A 20,298-nucleotide genomic window follows, 5' to 3' on the forward strand; every position below is an offset into this window, starting at 1 on the left:
TGTAATGGATGTCGATGAGGTGGCTGGGTGAAAGGTACGGGCGGTAGCGTGGCAACTCAAGTCTCCAGAATCATCGACGAATACCCGGTCTGGCTGGCGTTTCTGGGCAGCGCGCTGTTATCGCTGATAGCCGTGCTGGGCACCGCGACAGTCGGGCGTGATGCCGCGCTGTACATCGATATTGCGCAACAGGTCACCGAGCAGGGGCCGAATGTGGCCTGGGCTGCTTTCGACTGGCCCTGGTTTTCTTTTCTGCTGGCTGCTACTCACACGGTGCTGCATTTGCCGCTCGAGCTGAGTGCCTATCTTTGGTGTGCACTCTTTTTTGCCGGCACCAGCGCGTTGATGGTGGACTGCGTTCGTCAACGATCTGCGCAGGTTACCCGTTGGGCGTGCCTGGTGGTATTGGCCATGCCGGCGGTGAATGCCTTCCGAAACGACATCATCCGTGAATGCGGTTTCTGGTTCTTCTGCACACTGACGCTCTGGCTCGCACTGCGCTGGCAGGCCCGTGGCGGCTGGCTGCGCGCGGCATTGATCCATCTGGCAATCGTCGCAGCAGCCCTTTTTCGGCTGGAAGCCTTGTTGCTGGTGCCGGCGTTGGCCCTGTGGCAGTTACCCAACCTGTGGTCATCTGGCCGACGGATGCAGTTTGCCCAGTTTGCGCTGCTGCCGATTTTGGGACTGCTGGCCGTTTCGGCAACCGGCGTACTCATGTCGGCGCGCGTGATGCTGTATCTGGACATGATTGCGCCGCACAGTGTGTTTGCTTCCTTTCAAATGCTGTGCGATCAGTTTGCCAATTCGCTCATCAACAAGTACTCCCAGGATGAAGCCGGCCGGATCATTTTCTTCGGCATTCTGGCGACCATGACCATCAGTTTCGTGAAGTTGATGGGGCCGTTTGCTGTCCCTTTCATTCTGCGGCGCAGCTGGGGGGTGTTAGGTGTCTACTGGCGCGACTATCGCCCCTTCGCCTGGGCGGCGTTGCTGTATCTGGTCGTGCTGGTGCTGTTTTTCATCAAGCAGCAGTTCATGAATACGCGCTACCTGAGTTTTCTGAATCTGTTGTTTGTGCCCGTGCTGGCGATGGGCATGGCGGCGTTCGTTCGCGAGTTCCCGCGTTGCGGCAAGTGGCTGGTGGCTCTGGGGCTGCTGGTGATGCTGTCGAACGTCATCTCCACCGGCGCCGGCAAAACCCATTACGTCGAGGCCGGGCGCTGGTTGTCGGCCCATGTCGAGCCAGGGGCGAAGACGTATTTCGAGGATGGACGGATCAGCTATTACGCCGGTCGCGGCTACGTGATGCCGGCACTGACCGCAGAGGAAGCGATGTCGGCAGCGCACGCTGGCGACTATCAATATTTCCTCATTGAGGCCAAAGGTGACGAACCTTGGCTGAACGAGTGGCTGGTGGCGCACAAGCTGCGCATCATCGAGCATTTCGCCAATCGCAAAGGTGCCACTGTGGTGGTTATCGGCCGCTAAGGCTTAACCGAGCAGCGGACGCAGGCGCGAAATCAGCGGCGCTTGTCGGTTGCTCGGCAGTGCCTGCCGGTAGCCTTCTATAAATGTGTCGCCGGCGTCCTGGCCGAGCAGCCATTGACGGTCTTCCTTGTAGCGCAGCAAGTGCGCGAAATTGCGCAGGCGTTTGCTGTCACTGAGCGCGCGTTTCTGGCAGCGCAGGTCGGCGATATCGATCAGGCCCAAACGGTTGTCGGGGGTCAGCACGACATTGCCGAAGTGCAGTGATCGAAAGTACACACCTTTTTCGTGCAGCAGGGCGAAGTACCCGCCCAACTGGAATCTCAGTGTGTCAGCCTCTTCGTCAATGCCCTGTAGCTGACGCACGGTATTGCCTTCCAGCGGGCTGTAATACACGCAGTCACGTTCGATGCTCGGGATGCGGTAGACCGCAATGACTTTCGGGCAGAGGATGCCGCGCTGTTCGAGCGCGCGGGTATTGTCGGCAAAGCGTTGTGCATAAGGGTAGAACAGCGCCGAACTGAGCAGCCGCTTGCGGCGGAACAGCTTGAGCATGCGTCCATCGGCCAATCTGAGCACTTTGTCGCCGGAACCGTCGGCCTCCAGTACGTGTGCACCCTTGCGCAGTGCCTCGTAAGTGCTTTGATCAATCGATTGCATATCGGGCTCCCCATCATTAGCGGGGTATCTTAACCGACTTGGTCGAAGGCTGGCTTGAAGTCATGTTTATCGGGGCAAAAACGCGTGTGATATCATCGGCGCCTCACTGAATTGCGCGGATCACCATGAGCAGTCCTGAACCGAAAGCCCAGTCCACGCTGGCGATCTATTTCCGCCTTTTGGCTTACGTGCGGCCTTATGCCGGCCTTTTCCTTCTCAGCATCGTCGGGTTTCTGATCTTCGCATCGACTCAACCGATGCTCGCTTACATCCTCAAATACTTTGTCGATGGCCTGGCCAATCCTGAAGCCAGTCTGTTTCCGGGCAACCCTTATCTGGGCAAGCTGCAGTTGCTCGAAACCGTGCCGCTGATGATTGTGTTCATCGCGTTGTGGCAGGGCGTAGGTTCTTACCTGGGCAACTTCTTCCTGGCGCGGGTTTCTCTGGGTCTGGTGCATGACCTGCGGGTGGTGTTGTTCAACAAATTGCTGGAGTTGCCCAATCGCTTCTTCGACAAGAACAATTCCGGTCACCTGATTTCCCGGATCACCTTCAACGTGACCATGGTCACCGGCGCGGCAACGGATGCGATCAAAGTCGTCATCCGTGAAGGCATGACCGTGATTTTCCTGTTCTGCACGCTGTTGTGGATGAACTGGAAACTCACTCTGGTGATGGTCGCCATCCTGCCGTTGATCGGCTTGATGGTGAATAGCACCAGCAAGAAATTCCGCAAGCAAAGCAAAAAGATCCAGGTCTCGATGGGCAACGTCACGCATGTCGCGTCCGAAACCATCCATGGCTACCGGGTTGTGCGCAGCTTCGGCGGCGAGCAATACGAAAAGGATCGCTTCCGCGATGCCAGCCAGAGCAACACCGACAAGCAGTTGACGATGACCAAGACCGGCGCCGTTTACACGCCGATGTTGCAACTGGTGACGTACAGCGCCATGGCCGTGGTCATGTTTCTTGTGCTGTACCTTCGCGGCGACGCATCGCCGGGCGATCTGGTGGCTTACATCACCATGGCAGGCCTGCTGCCCAAGCCGATCCGTCAATTGTCGGAAGTCAGCTCGACCATCCAGAAGGGTGTGGCCGGTGCCGAAAGCATTTTCGAGCAACTGGATGAGCCGGCGGAAGTGGATCGCGGTACGGTCGAGCACGATCGTCTCGAAGGTCGATTGGAAGTCCGTAATCTGAGCTTCCACTATCCGGACACCGACAAAGCGGTGCTCAACGACATCAGCTTCGTCGTCGAGCCGGGGCAAATGGTGGCTCTGGTCGGCCGTTCGGGCAGTGGCAAGTCGACCCTGGCCAGCCTGATTCCGCGCTTTTATCAGCATGATGATGCGCAGGGTCAGATCCTGCTCGATGGCGTGCAGGTGCAGGACTTCACCCTGCGCAGCCTGCGTCGGCAGATTGCGCTGGTGACCCAGCAGGTCACGCTGTTCAACGATACGGTGACCAACAACATCGCCTACGGTGATCTGGCCGGCGCGCCGTTCGATGAGGTCAAGCGAGCGGCCACCGAAGCCTATGCCGACGAGTTCATCGTCAAGATGCCGCAGGGCTATGAAACCATGGTCGGCGAAAACGGCGTGCTGTTGTCCGGCGGCCAGCGTCAGCGCATCGCCATTGCCCGGGCGCTGCTCAAGGATGCGCCGCTGCTGATTCTCGACGAGGCCACTTCCGCGCTCGATACCGAGTCGGAGCGGCATATCCAGGCTGCCCTGGATCATGTGGTACAGAATCGCACGACCCTGGTGATCGCCCACCGTTTGAGCACCATCGAGAAAGCCGACCTGATTCTGGTCATGGACGAAGGCCGCATCGTCGAGCGCGGCTCTCACGCGCAATTGCTCGAACAGAACGGCTATTACGCCCGTCTGCACGCCAAAGAGTTTGAAGAGGGTGACGAGCCTCAGCCGGCACACGCGACCGACGTATGCTGACGATGTTTCGCAGCTTTCGCGAGCGTGGCTGGAGCGAAATCGACCGGGACAGCTACGCCCGCGCCTGGCAGCAGTTCGGCGGCAGTTTTGCCACGCATCCCGACGTTGTCGAGCGCATGTCGACGTTCCTTGGCATCGAGTTGCGCTACCTGGGCTGGGTCGTTGGCGGTGATGTGCTTGCCGCCATCCCTTGCTGGGGGCGGCATGTTGCCCTGTCCAAGGAAGTGCTCAAGCGCGAGGGCAAGCGCGGCTTGCTGGACATGGGCAATGCGGAAATCATTCTGCCGATCGCGCCCGATGTCATCGTGCCGGTGCGCCAGCGCATGGCCTATGTGTCCCAGCTCAATGCCGAGCAGATCAGCACGCTCAAGCCGCAGCCTGAGGGCCTGGCCCTGGCTCGGCTTCCGGAAGAGTATTCGAAGAAATTCCGCTACAACCAGCGTCGCGAACAGCGTCTGCTGGAAGAAGCGGGCGGATCGCTGGTGCCGATGTCCGACTTTACCCCGCAGGAACAGGCTGCCGCTTACGGCGATCTGTTTCACCGGCGCTGGGGCTTTGAAGTGCCGGGCAAGGCCGGTCTGGTTGAGGTCTTCACCTTGTTGCGCGAGTTCATGACCGGTTCCGTGGCGATGCTCGATTCGGCGCCCGTGGCCATTCAAGTGCTGTACCGCGTCGAAGCCCCGCAATGGGTTTCGCTGGAGTACATCAACGGTGGCGTCGACCCGCAGAGCCGCGAGTTCAGCCCCGGCAGTGTGTTGAGTTTCGTCAATACCCAAGAGGCCTGGGCGCACGCGCAGGCGCTGGGTAAGCCTTTGCGTTATTCATTCGGTCGTGCCGACCGTGAGTACAAGGATCGCTGGTGCCACACGGTGCCGGTCTACAGGGTCTGAATTCATGAGCGCTCGCAAGCAACAGCTTCTCAAGGCCCATCGGCGCAACAGGCGTCTGTTCCTGATCGCCTTTGTGCTGGTGCTGTTGCTGATCGGCGTGCTGATCGCGTGGTGGCTGGTGCCGCTGTTGCTGGTGCTGGCCTGGGTCGCTCACGAGGCCTGGTTTGCCGACCATTTGTTCTACCAGCCTGGTGACGACTATCAATACAACTTCCCGGCAGACACCGCGCGGCAGGCGGTGAGCCTCGCGGGCGGCGTGGTTCGTCTGAGCGAGCCGCTGGCACAGGGCGAGACGCTGCTGCTCGAACTCGAAGTGAAGTCCACCTGGCTGGGGCGCTGGTTCGATCCCGGCGTCGAAGTGGGCGATGATCGTCAGGAGCTGGAGCGTGGCGTCAGGGGGCGGCGGTTTCTCAACCTGTCGGGGCAAGCCGATGCGCTGGCGCAAGGGACTCTGGCGCTGCGTGGCCGATACTGCGTACCCGCGGCGACGGGCGTGTTGTGGGTCATGGCCAATCCGGATTACAGCCGCCAGCGGGTAATGATCATCGCGCCCCATGCCGATGATGCTGAACTTGCTGCCTTCGGCCTGTACAGCCGCTGCGAAGAGGTCAGTATCGTCACCCTGACCCAAGGCGAGATCGAGGCTGAAGACTTCCAGCGTCTGGGGCTTGATCAAGCCGCTGCGGCACGTTTGAAAGGGCGTTTGCGCAGTTGGGACAGTCTGGTGATCCCTCTGTGGGGTGGTGTGTCTGCCGAGCGTTGTGTGCAACTGGGCTATTACTGCCTGCAACTGCCCTCGATGGCCGAAACGCCGACCCAGGCGTTCGGCTCCCGGGAATCGCAGGAAAACGACATTCGCAGCGTGCGCCTGCATAACCCGTTGACCCTGCCCGCCGATGTTGACGGGCAGCCGACCTGGCAAAACCTGCTGGGTGATCTGGCGGCCCTGCTTGAGCACTACCGCCCGGAAGTGGTCGTTACACCGCATCCTGAACTCGATCCCCACAGTGATCATGTAGCGTCGACCCAAGCGCTGCTTGAGGCAATCGAACTGAGCAGCTGGAAGCCGACAACCCTGCTGATGTACGCCAATCACCTGCACGACAACGATCGCTGGCCGATGGGGCCTGCCGGGGCCGGTATCGCGCTGCCACCGGCCATCGAGCCGTTGCCGGCCGACCGTCTGTGGAGTCCGCTGTTGTCAGCGGATGTGCAATTGGACAAAGCCATGGCGCTGGCCATGGAACACGATCTGCAGGGTGGGCAGGTGTTCAAAAGGCAATTGCGTCGCTGGATCCAGCAGGCTCTGGCCGGCCGTCGCTGGCCTGAAACGGGCAGTAACGAGTTTTTCCGCAAGGCGGTGCGGCGTCACGAGTTGTTCTGGGTGCGCGACCTTTCAGATTGAGGCGGACGGCGCTTTACCCTGTGTTAATATCGCGCCCCTGTTCATTTTGTATGTGGGTTGCTCCATGAAGTTGTCCATGCCGCGTTTCGATCAAGCCCCGGTCTTGGTAGTCGGCGATGTCATGCTCGACCGTTACTGGCATGGCGGAACCTCACGGATTTCCCCTGAGGCGCCGGTGCCGGTCGTTAAGGTCGAGCAGATCGAAGACCGTCCGGGCGGTGCCGCGAACGTTGCCTTGAACATTGCCGCGCTGGGTGCGCCGGCGTCGCTGGTCGGTGTGACCGGCGATGACGAAGCTGCCGACAGCCTGAGCAACAGTCTCAAAGGCGCGGGCGTACGTGCCCTGTTCCAGCGCATCGCGCACCAGCCTACCATCGTCAAGCTGCGGGTCATGAGCCGGCACCAGCAACTGCTGCGTATCGACTTTGAAGAACCGTTCGCTACTGATGCCCTGGCCCTCGGTTCGCAGGTCGACGACTTGCTCGAAGGGATCAAGGTGCTGGTGCTCTCCGACTACGGCAAAGGCGCCCTGAAAAACCATCAGGCGCTGATCCAGGCCGCCCGCGCGAAGAATATTCCGGTGCTGGCCGATCCAAAGGGCAAGGATTTCTCGATCTATCGTGGCGCCAGCCTGATTACCCCCAATCTCAGCGAATTCGAAGCCATCGTCGGCGGTTGCGTCGACGAGCATGAGCTGGTGAGCAAGGGCGCGGCGTTGATGCACGACCTCGAACTCGGTGCGCTGCTGGTAACGCGCGGCGAACATGGCATGACCCTGTTGCGTCCGGATCAGCCGGCGCTGCACCTGCCGGCCCGTGCCCGTGAAGTGTTCGATGTCACCGGTGCCGGTGACACGGTGATCTCTACCTTGGCCGCCGCGATTGCCGCCGGTGAAGACCTGCCCCACGCCGTCGCGCTGGCCAACCTGGCCGCCGGCATCGTGGTCGGCAAACTCGGTACAGCTGCGATCAGCGCCCCGGAACTGCGTCGCGCGATTCAGCGTGAGGAAGGTTCCGAACGTGGTGTGTTGGGCCTGGAGCAGTTGCTGCTCGCCGTAGCCGATGCCCGCGCGCACAACGAGAAGATCGTCTTCACCAACGGCTGCTTCGACATCCTCCATGCCGGCCATGTGACCTACCTGGAGCAGGCGCGGGCACAAGGTGATCGGCTGATTGTCGCGGTCAACGATGATGCCTCGGTCAGCCGCCTCAAAGGCCCGGGCCGCCCGATCAACAGTGTTGACCGGCGCATGGCGGTTCTCGCCGGACTCGGCGCGGTGGACTGGGTGATCAGTTTCCCTGAAGGCACCCCGGAAAACCTGCTGCGCGAGGTCAAACCGGACGTGCTGGTCAAGGGCGGCGACTACGGCATCGATCAGGTGGTCGGCGCGGATATCGTCTCGGCTTATGGTGGCACCGTGAAGGTGCTGGGACTGGTGGAAAACAGCTCGACAACTGCGATTGTCGAGAAGATTCGCAGTCGTTGATCAGATGAATTTTTACCGTTGTGTACTGCGTGTGAACGGATTTTGCCTTGGGGATCTAACCGTTTCCGTTGATGTTGGCAGGTTTGAATCCGATGCGCTTGCCTGCCTACGTCGCGTGGTCAATTAACTTATGAAAGTCATGCTCCTGGTGATGGACGAGCAGCGGGTCATTCTCGACCGGCTCTACGACATCGTGCAGCAGAACTGTGATGAGTGTTTCATCTACCGTTTGAGCAAAAAACAGCAGTTGAATCTGGGGTCGTTTCTGGCCTCGGTCGATTACCAGACCTTCGATCGCGTGGTGATTTTCTCCCGGGTCAAACGTCTGGCCACGCAACTGCGGGTGCTCAAATGCATACCCGGTCTGGTCTTCCTCGAACACGACGCCTATCAGAACTACATGCCGGCGAGTAAGTATCGCGGTGTGTATTCGCGGCTGTACAGCCGCCTGCCGAGTTGTCGGGCGCTGGTGTCGGGTGCCGTGGTCGCGCGCAAGATGCTCGCCGAAGGCATCGACACGGTGTTCGTCTCCAAAGGTTATGACGAGCAGATGCTGCACAACACCGGCGTTGAGCGGGACATTCCCATCGGCTTTCTTGGCAGCCTGAAAAGCACCGAGTATGCCGAGCGTAAAGCCATGCTTGAGTCGCTCTCCAGGCGTACCGGGATGCTGGTGACCCGCACCAAGTCGGGTGAGGAATACCTGCAGACGCTCAATCGCATCCGGATTTTCGTCAGCGCCGACATCGGCATGAACGAGTTCATGATCAAGAACTTTGAAGCCATGGCCTGCGGCTGTGTGTTGCTGGCCTGGAGCCAGGGCGAAGAAGACCGCTTGCTCGGTTTTGAGGACATGCACAACACCGTGTTCTACCGCAGCGAAGAAGAGGCGGTGGAAAAGATCCAGCTGCTGCAAAGCGACCCGGAACTGGCAGAGCGCATCGCCCGCAATGGCCAGGCCTTTGCGGAAAGTCGCTATTCATTTGCTCGGGTCGGTCAGGCACTGGCCACGGAAATTCAGCGTGAGATGCGTCCATGGCAGCCGCCCTCGGCGTTCACACGCTTCTGGGTGAAGCTGCGTTACGGGATGAAGGTGCCCGTCTGAATGAAGGATCAGCAATCGTCGCAATCCGGCGAACACATGGCGCTGGATGCGCTGCCCGGTGGTGATCAGTCCGTCCTCGGGGCCTTGCCCGCCGAGCTTCTCGACTGCCTGAGCCGTGCGCCTCGCGTCGTGCTGATTGCCAACAATCCGGCGATCACAGCGGCGGATTTTCAGGCGCTGAATATTGGCGTCGATGACATCGTTGTCAGCTTCAATACCTGCATCAAGGCAGCGCTGCTCAATGAGCACAGCGTTAATGTCTTCGTGCATGGCTATAACGCGCCTGACGCGTATTTTTTTGGTCTGCCTTACGCGCCGCCGGTACAGCGGATGTTCGAGCAGGCGCGCGAGCGCTGTTTCAGCATGCTGGTGGGCTGCGCCGCACCGATGTGTCCATTGCCACGTGTGGCCATGTACCGGGATCGCATTCCGCTGCCGCCGCTATGGAACTACCCGGTCGACCGTCCGGGCGGCAAGCGCTATGTCGGGCCTTCCACCGGTTTCAACACGCTGGTGGTGTTTGACTGGTTGCGCGGCCATGCCGGTTTTACCTATCAGCTTATGACCCTGGGCTTTTCCAACGAAGCAGGAAAACTCTGGGGCGGCCATGCCTGGGACTATGAGCGCGACTGGCTGCAGAAATCGGACATCATCGTGGTGCCGCTGCAACCCCGGCGCTGGTGGCAAAAGCTGTTTCGGGCAAAGTAAGCGACATCGTCTATCCGGTTGCCAGCAGGCCCGACCTACTTTCAAAAGGTGCTGTTGAGTGTTGAAAATTGCCGTGGCGTTCTTCGGGATCCCGAGAAATTCGCCGATCTGTTTCCCTTCCATCGAGCAAAACGTGCTGGCGCAGTTGCCTGCGGGGAGCGACGTCAAACGCTTCTACCATCTATACAAGATCGAAGAGGTACAGAACTCGCGTTCCGGCGAGAAAGGCGAGCTGACGGCGGATAACTACCAGCCCTTCGAATCCATGATCGGCACGCTGACTTCGACCGAAGGTGTGTTGGAGCGCTGGGATTTCGAGCGGGTCAAAGCCCAGGGCGACACCTGGGCCGATGACTATGCGTCGCTGCGCAATCTGATCTATCAGCTCAACTCGCTGCATACCGTGACTACGATGATTGAATCCTTCGATCCGGATTTCGTCGTGTTCGTGCGGCCGGATAATTTTTTCCATACTGCGTTGCCCGGCTATGTGTTCAATCATCCGCAGGCGCGGCGGCACTATGCGTACATTCCGGACTGGCAGTGGTGGGGCGGCTTGAATGACCGTTTTGCCGTGTGCGGGCGCGATACGTATGTCGCGTACGGCAAGCGGATCGAGCGCATTTTCGATTTCTGCAAGGCGACAGGCCGAAAGCTGCATTCCGAGCGCTTGCTCAAATATGCGCTGCAGCAGGTGGACGCGAAAATCTGCACGCTGCCGACCCAGGCATCGCGGGTGCGCATTACCGGTGCCTTTGCCGAAGAATCGTTCTCGCCCAAGCGCGGCATGGGCAAGCGCGAAAACCGCTACTTCCATTTCTTCGCCGCATTGCGCACCTGGTGGGATCGCCAGCGCTAAACCGCTATTTGCCGGTTTTCTTGCCCAGACCGACCAGTCGCAGCGCCTTGATACTCAATTGCTTGAGCCCCTGACGCGGGGCTTTGGCCGGTTGCAGGCCCTGCTGCACCAACCAGTCTTTCCAGCGAATCCGCTCCTCGCGCACGACCCAACCGGTTTGCGTGGCGAAGCTCTCGGCCAGGTACAGACCTCGGGTGCTGGCGGGAACGAGTTTGTCGCGCTTGAGCGTGTACAACTCGGCCAGTGGCGCACCGTCCTTGAGTGGCATCAAGTACAGGTCAGGCCGTTTGCGGTCGAGTCGGGCCACCAGTTGATCACCCTCCAGACGCTCGTCGACGTGAAACAGGCTCAGGGATTTGGCTTCCTTGGGCACATCCAGACGCAAGTCGTAGATCAATTGCAACGATGCGGTCGGCAGATGCACGTAGGCCCGTGGGCGTTCGAGCAATTGCAGATTGGCGCTACGTATCGGTCGCGCCGAGCCGGACAGCGGGGTCAGGCGAAACGGCAGCGCTTCGCGATAATGCAATGCAGCAGAGTAGGGCGCCGGCAGCCAGGTATCGTTGAAGCGCCCGCCGAGCCAGCCTTCCGGTGTCTCCAGCAAGCACTCTTCGGCAATTTCCTGAATGGCTGTGTGCAGCGGAATATTCAGCTCGTGAGCTGGCACGTAACCGGAAATCAATTTGAGCACCACGTCGCCGCGATCCTGTCGGCGCTGGCGCACCAGCACCCAATAATCGCGATTCTGCCAATGCAGGGTCAGGCGCACGGAAACTCCGAGATTGGCCAGTTCCAGCGAGAAGCGCTCGGTGTCGGTCACGCTTACCGGTTTGCGCCGCTGCAAGGTCTGCGCGAAGTTCAGTGGCATGCCGACGCTCTGGTAGGTCAGACCTTCGGGGGTGGCTTCGACATACAACGGCAGGGTCTTGAAGTTACTCGGGTTCTTTCTGATGAGCGTGCGCGGCATATCGGCTCCTGCTTAAGGCCGCGAGGCGGCGTCAGTGACCACGTAGGACCTGGGCAACGGTCGCAACGTTGTGGGCGAGGTGCAGCGGATTGATCGTCCCGACAATAGCACTGGCCACGCCAGGTTGTGCGAACAGCAATTCGAAGCTGGCGCGCACCGGGTCCACGCCCGGGCTGAGGCATACGTGACCGCTGGCCAGGGCTTTTTTCACCAGAATGGCTTTGCCGTGGGCAGCAGCATAGTCAATGACAGCCTTCTCGTTTTGTTCGTTCAGATTGTAGGTGACCATCGCGCAGTCGCCTTGCTCCAGTGCTTTCAAGCCACCTTCGACAGTTTTGCCGGAAAACCCGAAGCCGCGAATCTTGCCTTCGGCCTTGAGCGCGGCGAGTGTCGCGTAAACCTCTTCATGCTCAAGGATCGCCATGTCGTTGCCGTCGGAATGCACCAGCACCAGGTCGATAAAATCGGTTTCAAGACGTTGCAGGCTGCGCTCCACCGACATCCGTGTGTGTGCTGCGCTGAAATCATGATGCGACAGGCCGTCGGCAAACTCTTCGCCGACCTTGCTGACGATCACCCAGTCTTGACGCTGGCCGCGTAGCAGCGGGCCAAGGCGTTCTTCACTGCGACCGTAGGCCGGGGCGGTGTCGATCAGGTTGATGCCCAGATCGCGCGCCTGACGCAGTAGCATCCGCGCTTCGTCGTCGCCGGGAATCTGAAAACCGTTGGGGTATTTCACCCCTTGGTCGCGGCCGAGTTTGACCGTGCCCAGGCCCAGCGGCGAAACCGTCAGGCCGGTGCTGCCCAACGCTCGATGAAGGTCGTGCAGGGTGGCAATGGTCATGGCAACAGTTGCTCCCAGGCAGGAACGCCCAGCGGTGGTTTGGGCAGGGCGGGCAACGGTTCGCTGGCTTGCGGCTGGATGCCGTCGCGCTCGAGGGCGGCGATGACCCGGTCAGCAAAGTCCGGCGCCAGCGCCAGTTTGGTTGGCCAGCCGACCAGCAAGCGGCCCTGTTCGGCGAGGAAGGCGTTGTCCGGGCGCGTCAGCCCGGTTTGCAGCGGCTCGGCACGGTCAACCCGCAGGGTCGCCCATTGCGTGGTGCTGAGGTCGATCCACGGTAACAATTGCGCGATCTCTTTCTGCGCGGTGGCGATCTGCTCGGCCGGCTCGCGGTTCACACCCTCGCTCTCGGCGATATCGCCACCCATGTACCAGACCCACTGGCCATCAGCGGCCGGGTGCGTGGTCACGGTGATGCGCGGTTTGGTGCCGCCGCCCAGGCAGTGGGCGTACAGCGGTTTCAGGCCCGGGCCTTTGGCGATGATCATGTGCAGCGGCCGGCGTTGCATGGCCGGCTGAGTCAGGCCAAGGTCTTCGAGCAGTTGAGCCGTGCCGGCACCGGCGCTGAGGACAATGCGTTGGGCGTGAATCTCGCGACCGTCGACTCTCAAACCGACCAGCACGCCCGCTTCCAGCAGCGGCTCGATGGTTTGCCCGGCGAGCAGGCCGTCACCGGCCAGATCGGCCAGGCGCTGGATCAGGCTCGGCACGTCAACCACCAATTCGGCGAGGCGATAGACCTTGCCCTTGAAGCGTTTGTCTTGCAGGGCTGGCGGCAATTGATCGCCCTTGACCTGATCGACCCGGCCACGCACGGCTTTACTGGCGAAGAAACTGGTGAGGTTGCCGGCGAGGGTGCCCGGCGACCACAGGTAATGGGCCTCGGACAGCAGGCGTACGCCGGACAGATCCAGTTCGCCACTGCCGGCCAGCGCTTCACGCCAGCGGCGCGGCATGTCGGCGATGGCCTCCGAGGCGCCAGTCAGCGCACCGTGCAACGCGTACTTGGCGCCGCCGTGGATGATGCCCTGGGACTTCACGCTTTGCCCGCCGCCAAGGCTGGCGCTTTCCACCAGCACGGTCGAAAAACCCTGACGGCGCAGACGCGCGTTCAGCCAGAGGCCGGCGACACCAGCGCCGACAATCAGAACGTCGGTGGAAATAACGGATGGCATGCAGCGACCTCAGTGTTCAAGACGAGGGCGCAGTATACAGACTCGGGAAAGGGGCGGATTTGTCGATGATCAACATGCCGAACATATGGGCCAATGTGGGAGCGAGCCTGCTCGCGAAGAGGGAATGCCAGTCGACATATGTGTTGACTGATGTACCGCATTCGCGAGCAGGCTCGCTCCCACAGGGGATTGAGTCTGGCAGTTAATGGCCGGCGGTTTTCGAGAACAATTGAATCACCACCACGCCCAGCACGATCAACGCCATCCCCAACATCGCCGGGATGTCCAGCTTCTGCCCATAGATAAACAGTGCCGCCACGCTGACCATCACAATGCCCATACCGGCCCAGACCGCGTAGGCCACGCCGACCGGAACGGTGCGCACCACCAGCGTCAGCATCCAGAACGCAATCGCATAGCCGACGATCACCAGTACCAATGGCAGCGGCGTGCTGAAGCCTTTGACGGCTTTCATCGACACGGTGGCGATCACTTCGGCGCAGATGGCAATGGCCAGGTAGGCGTAGGCGTTCATGTTCAAATCCTCAATGTGAAACGTTGCTTGCTGAGGCGGCATTTTAGAGATTCGCCAGATGGGGTAAAGTCATTACCTATCTGTTTTGAAGATGGGTTGGTGGCTCAGCATGCAATGGAATCTCGATCAGCTTCGGGTGTTTGTCGACGTCGCCGAACACCGCTCGTTTTCGGCCGTGGCGCGCCAGCAGCGTAAAGCGCAGTCGGCGATCAGCAGCGCCATAGCCATGCTTGAGGATGACCTTGGCGTGAGCCTGTTCGAGCGTAGCAGCGGTCGCCAGCCTAGCCTCACTGAGGCCGGGGAAGCACTCCTCGAAGAAGCGCGGGAAGTGTTGCGTCAATGCGAACGCCTCAACGGCCGTGCCATGGCGATGATGCGTGGCCAGGAAGCGCAACTGCGCGTGGCCCAGGATGAGGCGATGCCGTATCAGGCACTGGTGGAAAGTTTCGGTGAACTGGCCGAGCAATTCCCCAGCCTGGAAGTGCAACTGACCAGCGCCGCGCAAGGGGAAGTCGCGCGCAAACTGGTCGAGCGTCGCGCCGACCTCGGCCTGTTGTTCTATCACGACGAAATTCCCGAAGCCCTGGAGCGCCGCGTGCTCGGCAGCGTCGAAATGGTCACCGTCTGTGGGATCAACCATCCGTTGGCGAAGCAGTCTTACGTGACCTGCCAGCAACTGGCGCAACACCGGCAATTGCTGATGTCGACGCAAACCAGCGTCTATCCCGGCAACGAGCCGGCCAGCCCGCAGGTGTGGCGCGCCGACAGTTTTTACGTCATGTCCGAATGGCTGGTGCGCGACCTCGGCTGGGCCTGGTTGCCCCGGCATGTGGTGCAGTACTCGGCGTATCAGGGCTTGATGGTCGAACTGGCCAGCGAATGGACCCCACCGGCGCTGGTGGTGGAACTGGTCTGGCGCCGCGATGAGCCGCTCGGCCCGGCCGCGCGCTGGCTGGCGGAACGTTTTGCCGTGCACTTGCGGGCGATCGGCGACAAAAGTCGATAAACTCCGCCGCCATGAATAGAACTCTCTACACCGCGCTGTTTTACCTGGGGCTGCCATTGGTGGCGATTCGGCTATGGCTGCGTGCGCGCAAGGCGCCGGCGTATGCCAAACGGATTGGCGAACGATTCTCCTACGGCATGCCGACCCTGCAACCCGGCGGGATCTGGGTGCACGCGGTATCGGTGGGCGAAAGCATTGCTGCGGCACCGATGATCCGTGCGTTGCTACAACGTTATCCACAACTGCCGATCACCGTGACCTGCATGACCCCGACCGGTTCGGAGCGGATTCAGGCGCTGTTCGCCAATGAGCCGCGCATCCAGCATTGCTATCTGCCGTACGACTTGCCCTGTGCGGCGGCGCGGTTTCTGGATCGCGTTCAGCCCAAGCTTGCGGTGATCATGGAAACCGAACTGTGGCCCAATCACATTCATCAGTGCGCCAAGCGTGGAGTTCCGGTGGCGCTGGCCAATGGACGCTTGTCCGAGCGTTCCGCCAAAGGCTATGGCCGCTTCAGCAAACTGACCGCGCCGATGCTTGCCGAAATGAGTTTGTTCGCCGTGCAGACCGAAGCCGAAGCTCAGCGCTTCCGCGATCTGGGCGCGCGTTTGGAAACAGTCGAGGTCACCGGTTCGATCAAATTCGACCTGACCATCGACCCGCAATTGCTGCAACGTGCTGCTGACTTGCGTAGCCAGTGGCAGGCGCTGGAGCGTCCGGTGTGGATCGCTGCCAGCACTCACGAAGGCGAGGACGAAGTGATCCTCGACGCCCATCGGCGCTTGCTGACCAATCATCCGGATGCGTTGCTGATTCTGGTGCCGCGTCACCCGGAACGCTTCAACTCGGTGTTCGAACTGTGCCAGCGCGAAGGCTTTGCCACGCTGCGGCGTTCAACCGGGGCCAATGTTGACGCGCAAACGAGCGTGCTGCTCGGCGACACCATGGGCGAGTTGCTGTTTCTCTATGCCTTGGCGGACAGCGCGTTTGTCGGCGGCAGCCTGGTAGCCAACGGCGGGCACAATCTGCTGGAGCCGGCAGTCTTGGCCAAACCGGTGATCAGCGGCCCGCACCTGTTCAACTTCCTCGACATCGCCGCGCAATTGCGCGAAGCCGGGGCGTTGGCCGAGGTCGATGATGCCGAAGGACTGGCGGTGGAAGTGCAGCGCCTGTTTGAACTGCCGCGTGATGCGCAGCGCATGGCTGAGGCCGGGCTGGCGGTGATGCGCCGCAATCAGGGTGCGTTGCAGCGTTTGCTGGATGGCTTGGGCAGACTGATCAAGTAAGCCAAACGATCGCAGCCTTCGGCAACTCCTGCATTGGAATACGTTTCCTGCAGGCGCTGCCGAAGGCTGCGATCGTTTGCTTTTAAGGCTTAAGGCCGCGCCTTGAGCTGCGCTTCGGCAGCCTTGGCCAGATCCGGCGGGAGGAAATCCTTGTCCGGGTTGTAGTCGGCTTTCAGATAACGCCGCAGGTCTTCCAGATCCCCGGGGTTCAATGTCCCCGCTGCCTGCTTCAAACGCAGGTTATCGAGGATGTAGTCGTAGCGGGTGTTGTTGTAGTTGCGCACCGAGGTGTACAGCTGACGCTGTGCATCGAGCACGTCAACGATGTTGCGCGTGCCGACCTGATACCCAATCTCGGTAGCTTCCACCGCGCTCTGGTTGGAAATGATCGATTGACGCCGCGCCTGCACCTGCTCGACGTCGGTGTTCACCGCGCGGTGCAGGTTGCGGGTGTTCTCGACGACCTGCCGGCGCAGGGATTCGCGTTGTTGTTCGCTCTGGTTCAGTTGCTCATAAGACTGGCGCACTTGCGAGCTGGTCAGCCCGCCGCTGTAGATCGGGATGTTCAGTTGCAGGCCGACCGTGCTCTGTTCGACGTTGTCACGATACGGCACGCCAAAGGCGTTCGGATTGGAAAAACCCAGGGCGTCGTTGTCACCCTTTTCGTATTTGGCCACGGCATCGAGGGTCGGCAAGTGGCCGGCCTTGCGCTGCTTGAGGGTTTGCTCGGCGGAGCTGACCGCGTAATTGCTGGCGAGCAGATTGAGGTTCTGTCGCGCCGCCGTGTCGACCCAGGATTTCGCATCGTTGGGCGCCGGCGGCAGGATCGGCAGCGTGTGGACGATGCCCTGAATCGAGTTGTACTGGCGGTTGGTCAGGGTGATCAGCGCTTCGAACGCATCATCGACCTGGCGCTGCGCAACGATACGGTTGGCCCGTGCGGTGTCGTAGCTGGCTTGCGATTGCAGCACGTCGGTCTTGTCCGACAGGCCGACATCGAAGCGCTCATTGGACTGATCGAGCTGGCGCTTGAACGCGGCTTCTTCAGCCTTGGTCGAGGCGAGGTTGTCCTGGCTGCGCAGCACGTTGAAATAGCTTTCGGCCGATTGCAGGATCAGGTTCTGCTCGGTCGCCGACAGTTGCAACGCGGCTTGTTCGTTGACGTCTTTGGCCGCCTGGTACTGGAACCAGCGATCGGCGCGGAACAGCGGCTGGGCCAGCGTCGCCTGATAGGAATGCGCACTGCGGTTGGCGGTGGCCGAGGGCTGATCGATTGAGGTACGCACATTGGCCACCTCAGCGCCGCCCGACAGGTTCGGCAGCAGCCCGGCGCGGGCCTGCGGCACCACTTCTTTCTGGGCGCCGTACTGGGCACGGGCGGCGGCGAGATCGGCGTTGTTGTCGACCGCCTCCTGATAGACGCTGACCAGATCGGTTTTGGTCGACAAGGGCGCTTCTGCTGCCCAGGCCATTGCGTTGGACGCACAAGACACGGCAAGAGCCAGTGAAAGTTTGCGCAGCATGAGGCGATCCCTAGCATTAATATTATGGAAGTAATCCGGGCGCCAAAGGTAAGGCGCAGGCCCCACAGCGTCAAGGCGTGGCGGGGCAAAGCGAGTGTAGTTGCGCAATCGCCTCACAACAATCGGCCAAGCCCCTGTATTTATGCCATTCATCACGGTGTTTACTGCGGTGTTGGCGTTCTTTGCCGGTTGTGTCTAGACTGGCCGGGTTCTTGTCGGGGTGCCTTGCTATGAGGCTGAGATCGAATAATTTCGGATCCCGTTGAACCTGATCAGGTTAGCGCCTGCGTAGGGAACAAGATTTCTCGTCACCCGGCGAGTCCTCTTGTGCTTCGTCCGGGAAATTGTTCGACAATCGAACGCTCGACGACGATGCACAGCACCGGTCCTGGTGCGTCCGTGCCTTTCAGGTTCTGCTCCGACAATCCACTGCCTGGATGCTGTCTGGAGAGCCCGTGATGACTACAAAATCAAAAAACGCGATCAACCTGAGTGACTCGGCCAAGGTCGACGAGCAATCGGTCAAGCCGTTCACCCGTTCGCAAAAAGTCTACGTTCAGGGCTCGCGCCCGGACATCCGCGTGCCGATGCGCGAAATCACCCTCGATGTGACCCCGACCGACTTCGGCGGCGAAATCAACGCGCCGGTCACCGTCTACGACACCTCGGGCCCGTACACCGATCCGAACGTAGTGATCGACGTGCGCAAAGGCCTGGCCGATGTGCGTTCGGCGTGGATCGACGACCGTGGCGACACCGAGCGTCTGGCGGGTCTGAGTTCCAACTTCGGTCGCGAGCGCCTCGCCGATCCGGAACTGACCAAGCTGCGCTTTGCCCACGTCAACAACCCGCGCCGCGCCAAGGCTGGGGCCAACGTCACGCAAATGCACTATGCACGTCAGGGCATCATCACGCCCGAGATGGAATTCGTCGCCATCCGCGAAAACATGAAACTCGAGGTGGCCCGCGCCGCCGGCCTGCTCGATCAGCAGCACCCGGGCCACAGCTTCGGCGCCAGTGTGCCGAAAATCATCACTCCGGAATTCGTGCGTGACGAGATCGCCCGTGGCCGCGCAATCATTCCGGCCAACATCAACCACACCGAACTGGAACCGATGATCATCGGCCGTAACTTCCTGGTGAAGATCAACGGCAATATCGGCAACAGCGCCCTGGGTTCTTCGATCGAAGAAGAAGTGGCGAAACTGACCTGGGGTATTCGCTGGGGCGCGGACAACATCATGGACTTGTCCACCGGCAAGCACATTCACGAAACCCGCGAGTGGATCATCCGTAACTCGCCGGTGCCGATCGGTACGGTGCCGATCTATCAGGCGCTGGAAAAAGTCGGCGGGGCCGCTGAGGACCTGACCTGGGAGCTGTTCCGCGACACACTGATCGAGCAAGCCGAGCAGGGCGTCGACTACTTCACCATCCACGCCGGCGTACTGCTGCGCTACGTGCCGCTGACCGCCAAACGCGTGACCGGCATCGTATCCCGTGGCGGCTCGATCATGGCCAAGTGGTGCCTGGCGCATCACAAGGAAAACTTCGCCTACACGCATTTCGAAGAAATCTGCGAAATCATGAAAGCCTATGACGTCAGCTTCTCGCTGGGTGATGGCTTGCGTCCGGGGTCGATTGCCGACGCCAACGATGCCGCCCAATTCGGCGAACTGGAAACCCTCGGCGAACTGACCAAGATCGCCTGGAAGCACGACGTGCAAACCATGATCGAAGGCCCGGGCCACGTGCCGATGCAGTTGATCAAAGAGAACATGGACAAGCAGCTCGAGTGCTGCGACGAGGCACCGTTCTACACCCTCGGCCCACTGACCACCGACATCGCACCGGGCTACGACCACATCACCTCCGGTATCGGTGCGGCGATGATCGGCTGGTTCGGTTGCGCCATGCTCTGCTACGTGACGCCGAAAGAACACCTGGGCCTGCCGAACAAGGATGACGTGAAGACCGGGATCATCACCTACAAGATCGCCGCGCACGCTGCGGACTTGGCCAAAGGGCATCCGGGCGCACAGATTCGCGACAACGCTTTGAGCAAGGCGCGTTTCGAGTTCCGTTGGGAAGACCAGTTCAACTTGGGGCTTGATCCGGACACCGCGCGTTCTTATCACGATGAAACCCTGCCGAAGGATTCGGCCAAGGTCGCGCACTTCTGTTCGATGTGCGGACCGAAATTCTGTTCGATGAAGATCACTCAGGAAGTCCGCGAATACGCGGCCAACCAGCGGATCGACGCGGTCGACGTGGACGTCGCCCAAGGCCTCGCGGAACAGGCCGAGCGGTTCAAGAAGGAAGGCAGTCAGCTGTACAAGAAGGTTTGACCCCGTACTGATCGTTCCCACGCAGAGCGTGGGAACGATCACAACACAACAAAAATGTCCCTCTGAG

The 20,298-nt window shown here is 60.6% G+C and carries 17 protein-coding genes and 1 riboswitch; of the genes, 11 read left to right on the plus strand and 6 right to left on the minus strand.

The annotated features are described in order from the left end of the window. The first annotated feature begins 48 nt into the window (after positions 1–48). Positions 49–1,488, plus strand: coding sequence for a hypothetical protein (locus QZR14_RS06390; protein ID WP_311996149.1), 1,440 nt, complete (start codon positions 49–51; stop codon positions 1,486–1,488). A 3-nt stretch (positions 1,489–1,491) separates the two neighbouring features. On the opposite strand, the gene QZR14_RS06395 is transcribed toward QZR14_RS06390, so the two are convergent. Next, complete coding sequence (locus QZR14_RS06395; RefSeq protein ID WP_311996150.1) at positions 1,492–2,145, minus strand: toluene tolerance protein; 654 nt, start codon at positions 2,143–2,145, stop codon at positions 1,492–1,494. A 125-nt stretch (positions 2,146–2,270) separates the two neighbouring features. Here QZR14_RS06395 and msbA point away from each other — a divergent pair, with 125 nt between their 5' ends. From msbA to QZR14_RS06430, 7 genes are all read left to right on the plus strand, one after another. Beyond that, positions 2,271–4,097 (plus strand): lipid A export permease/ATP-binding protein MsbA, encoded by a 1,827-nt coding sequence (msbA, locus tag QZR14_RS06400; RefSeq protein WP_250602894.1) that lies wholly within the window; start codon positions 2,271–2,273, stop codon positions 4,095–4,097. Then, positions 4,091–4,987, plus strand: coding sequence for a GNAT family N-acetyltransferase (locus QZR14_RS06405; RefSeq protein ID WP_311996151.1), 897 nt, complete (start codon positions 4,091–4,093; stop codon positions 4,985–4,987). Before msbA ends, QZR14_RS06405 begins: the two co-directional genes overlap by 7 nt. Positions 4,988–4,991: 4 nt before the next feature. Next, a complete protein-coding gene (locus tag QZR14_RS06410) occupies positions 4,992–6,392 on the plus strand; it encodes a PIG-L deacetylase family protein (protein ID WP_311996152.1) in 1,401 nt (466 codons plus the stop codon). A 64-nt stretch (positions 6,393–6,456) separates the two neighbouring features. Beyond that, on the plus strand, positions 6,457–7,878 hold the full coding sequence (gene hldE, locus QZR14_RS06415) for a bifunctional D-glycero-beta-D-manno-heptose-7-phosphate kinase/D-glycero-beta-D-manno-heptose 1-phosphate adenylyltransferase HldE (protein ID WP_007915721.1): 1,422 nt from the start codon (positions 6,457–6,459) through the stop codon (positions 7,876–7,878). A 130-nt stretch (positions 7,879–8,008) separates the two neighbouring features. After that, positions 8,009–8,983: a glycosyltransferase gene (locus QZR14_RS06420; RefSeq protein ID WP_311996153.1), complete on the plus strand. Its 975-nt coding sequence runs from the start codon at positions 8,009–8,011 to the stop codon at positions 8,981–8,983. Continuing rightward, positions 8,984–9,691, plus strand: a complete 708-nt coding sequence (locus QZR14_RS06425; RefSeq protein ID WP_250602898.1) for a hypothetical protein — start codon at positions 8,984–8,986, stop codon at positions 9,689–9,691. Between the two features lie 58 nt (positions 9,692–9,749). Beyond that, complete coding sequence (locus QZR14_RS06430) at positions 9,750–10,550, plus strand: hypothetical protein (RefSeq protein ID WP_311996154.1); 801 nt, start codon at positions 9,750–9,752, stop codon at positions 10,548–10,550. A 4-nt stretch (positions 10,551–10,554) separates the two neighbouring features. On the opposite strand, the gene QZR14_RS06435 is transcribed toward QZR14_RS06430, so the two are convergent. The 4 genes from QZR14_RS06435 to QZR14_RS06450 form a co-directional block, all read right to left on the minus strand. After that, entirely contained in the window at positions 10,555–11,517 is a 963-nt protein-coding gene (locus tag QZR14_RS06435) for a metal ABC transporter ATPase (protein ID WP_250602900.1), read from the minus strand. Between the two features lie 31 nt (positions 11,518–11,548). After that, positions 11,549–12,361, minus strand: a complete 813-nt coding sequence (locus QZR14_RS06440; RefSeq protein ID WP_311996155.1) for an aldo/keto reductase — start codon at positions 12,359–12,361, stop codon at positions 11,549–11,551. Beyond that, positions 12,358–13,533 (minus strand): NAD(P)/FAD-dependent oxidoreductase, encoded by a 1,176-nt coding sequence (locus tag QZR14_RS06445; protein WP_311996156.1) that lies wholly within the window; start codon positions 13,531–13,533, stop codon positions 12,358–12,360. The genes QZR14_RS06440 and QZR14_RS06445 overlap by 4 nt, the downstream gene beginning before the upstream one ends. A 202-nt stretch (positions 13,534–13,735) precedes the next feature. Next, on the minus strand, positions 13,736–14,068 hold the full coding sequence (locus QZR14_RS06450) for a DMT family transporter (protein ID WP_016985677.1): 333 nt from the start codon (positions 14,066–14,068) through the stop codon (positions 13,736–13,738). Between the two features lie 109 nt (positions 14,069–14,177). Between QZR14_RS06450 and QZR14_RS06455 the strand changes: the two genes are divergently transcribed. Together QZR14_RS06455 and waaA are read left to right on the plus strand one after the other, a co-directional pair. Continuing rightward, a complete protein-coding gene (locus tag QZR14_RS06455) occupies positions 14,178–15,074 on the plus strand; it encodes a LysR family transcriptional regulator (protein ID WP_311996157.1) in 897 nt (298 codons plus the stop codon). Between the two features lie 11 nt (positions 15,075–15,085). Beyond that, positions 15,086–16,360: a lipid IV(A) 3-deoxy-D-manno-octulosonic acid transferase gene (waaA, locus tag QZR14_RS06460; protein ID WP_311996158.1), complete on the plus strand. Its 1,275-nt coding sequence runs from the start codon at positions 15,086–15,088 to the stop codon at positions 16,358–16,360. 89 nt (positions 16,361–16,449) lie between these two features. On the opposite strand, the gene QZR14_RS06465 is transcribed toward waaA, so the two are convergent. Beyond that, positions 16,450–17,883, minus strand: a complete 1,434-nt coding sequence (locus QZR14_RS06465) for a TolC family outer membrane protein (RefSeq protein WP_250602905.1) — start codon at positions 17,881–17,883, stop codon at positions 16,450–16,452. Positions 17,884–18,089: 206 nt separating this feature from the next. Next, positions 18,090–18,195: riboswitch (TPP riboswitch) on the plus strand. Positions 18,196–18,341: 146 nt separating this feature from the next. Between QZR14_RS06465 and thiC the strand changes: the two genes are divergently transcribed. Beyond that, positions 18,342–20,231, plus strand: a complete 1,890-nt coding sequence (thiC, locus tag QZR14_RS06470) for a phosphomethylpyrimidine synthase ThiC (protein WP_311996159.1) — start codon at positions 18,342–18,344, stop codon at positions 20,229–20,231. Positions 20,232–20,298 lie beyond the last annotated feature (67 nt).

This window comes from Pseudomonas sp. rhizo66, from assembly GCF_031931925.1.
Taxonomy (GTDB): domain Bacteria; phylum Pseudomonadota; class Gammaproteobacteria; order Pseudomonadales; family Pseudomonadaceae; genus Aquipseudomonas.

Excerpts from the sequence above, each read along its gene's own strand:
- QZR14_RS06395 (WP_311996150.1), bottom strand. The coding sequence starts at position 2,145 with ATGCAATCGATTGATCAAAGCACTTACGAGGCACTGCGCAAGGGTGCA.
- msbA (WP_250602894.1), top strand. The coding sequence starts at position 2,271 with ATGAGCAGTCCTGAACCGAAAGCCCAGTCCACGCTGGCGATCTATTTC.
- QZR14_RS06405 (WP_311996151.1), top strand. The coding sequence starts at position 4,091 with ATGCTGACGATGTTTCGCAGCTTTCGCGAGCGTGGCTGGAGCGAAATC.
- QZR14_RS06410 (WP_311996152.1), top strand. The coding sequence starts at position 4,992 with ATGAGCGCTCGCAAGCAACAGCTTCTCAAGGCCCATCGGCGCAACAGG.
- hldE (WP_007915721.1), top strand. The coding sequence starts at position 6,457 with ATGAAGTTGTCCATGCCGCGTTTCGATCAAGCCCCGGTCTTGGTAGTC.
- QZR14_RS06420 (WP_311996153.1), top strand. The coding sequence starts at position 8,009 with ATGAAAGTCATGCTCCTGGTGATGGACGAGCAGCGGGTCATTCTCGAC.
- QZR14_RS06425 (WP_250602898.1), top strand. The coding sequence starts at position 8,984 with ATGAAGGATCAGCAATCGTCGCAATCCGGCGAACACATGGCGCTGGAT.
- QZR14_RS06435 (WP_250602900.1), bottom strand. The coding sequence starts at position 11,517 with ATGCCGCGCACGCTCATCAGAAAGAACCCGAGTAACTTCAAGACCCTG.
- QZR14_RS06440 (WP_311996155.1), bottom strand. The coding sequence starts at position 12,361 with ATGACCATTGCCACCCTGCACGACCTTCATCGAGCGTTGGGCAGCACC.
- QZR14_RS06445 (WP_311996156.1), bottom strand. The coding sequence starts at position 13,533 with ATGCCATCCGTTATTTCCACCGACGTTCTGATTGTCGGCGCTGGTGTC.
- QZR14_RS06450 (WP_016985677.1), bottom strand. The coding sequence starts at position 14,068 with ATGAACGCCTACGCCTACCTGGCCATTGCCATCTGCGCCGAAGTGATC.
- QZR14_RS06455 (WP_311996157.1), top strand. The coding sequence starts at position 14,178 with ATGCAATGGAATCTCGATCAGCTTCGGGTGTTTGTCGACGTCGCCGAA.
- waaA (WP_311996158.1), top strand. The coding sequence starts at position 15,086 with ATGAATAGAACTCTCTACACCGCGCTGTTTTACCTGGGGCTGCCATTG.
- QZR14_RS06465 (WP_250602905.1), bottom strand. The coding sequence starts at position 17,883 with ATGCTGCGCAAACTTTCACTGGCTCTTGCCGTGTCTTGTGCGTCCAAC.
- thiC (WP_311996159.1), top strand. The coding sequence starts at position 18,342 with ATGACTACAAAATCAAAAAACGCGATCAACCTGAGTGACTCGGCCAAG.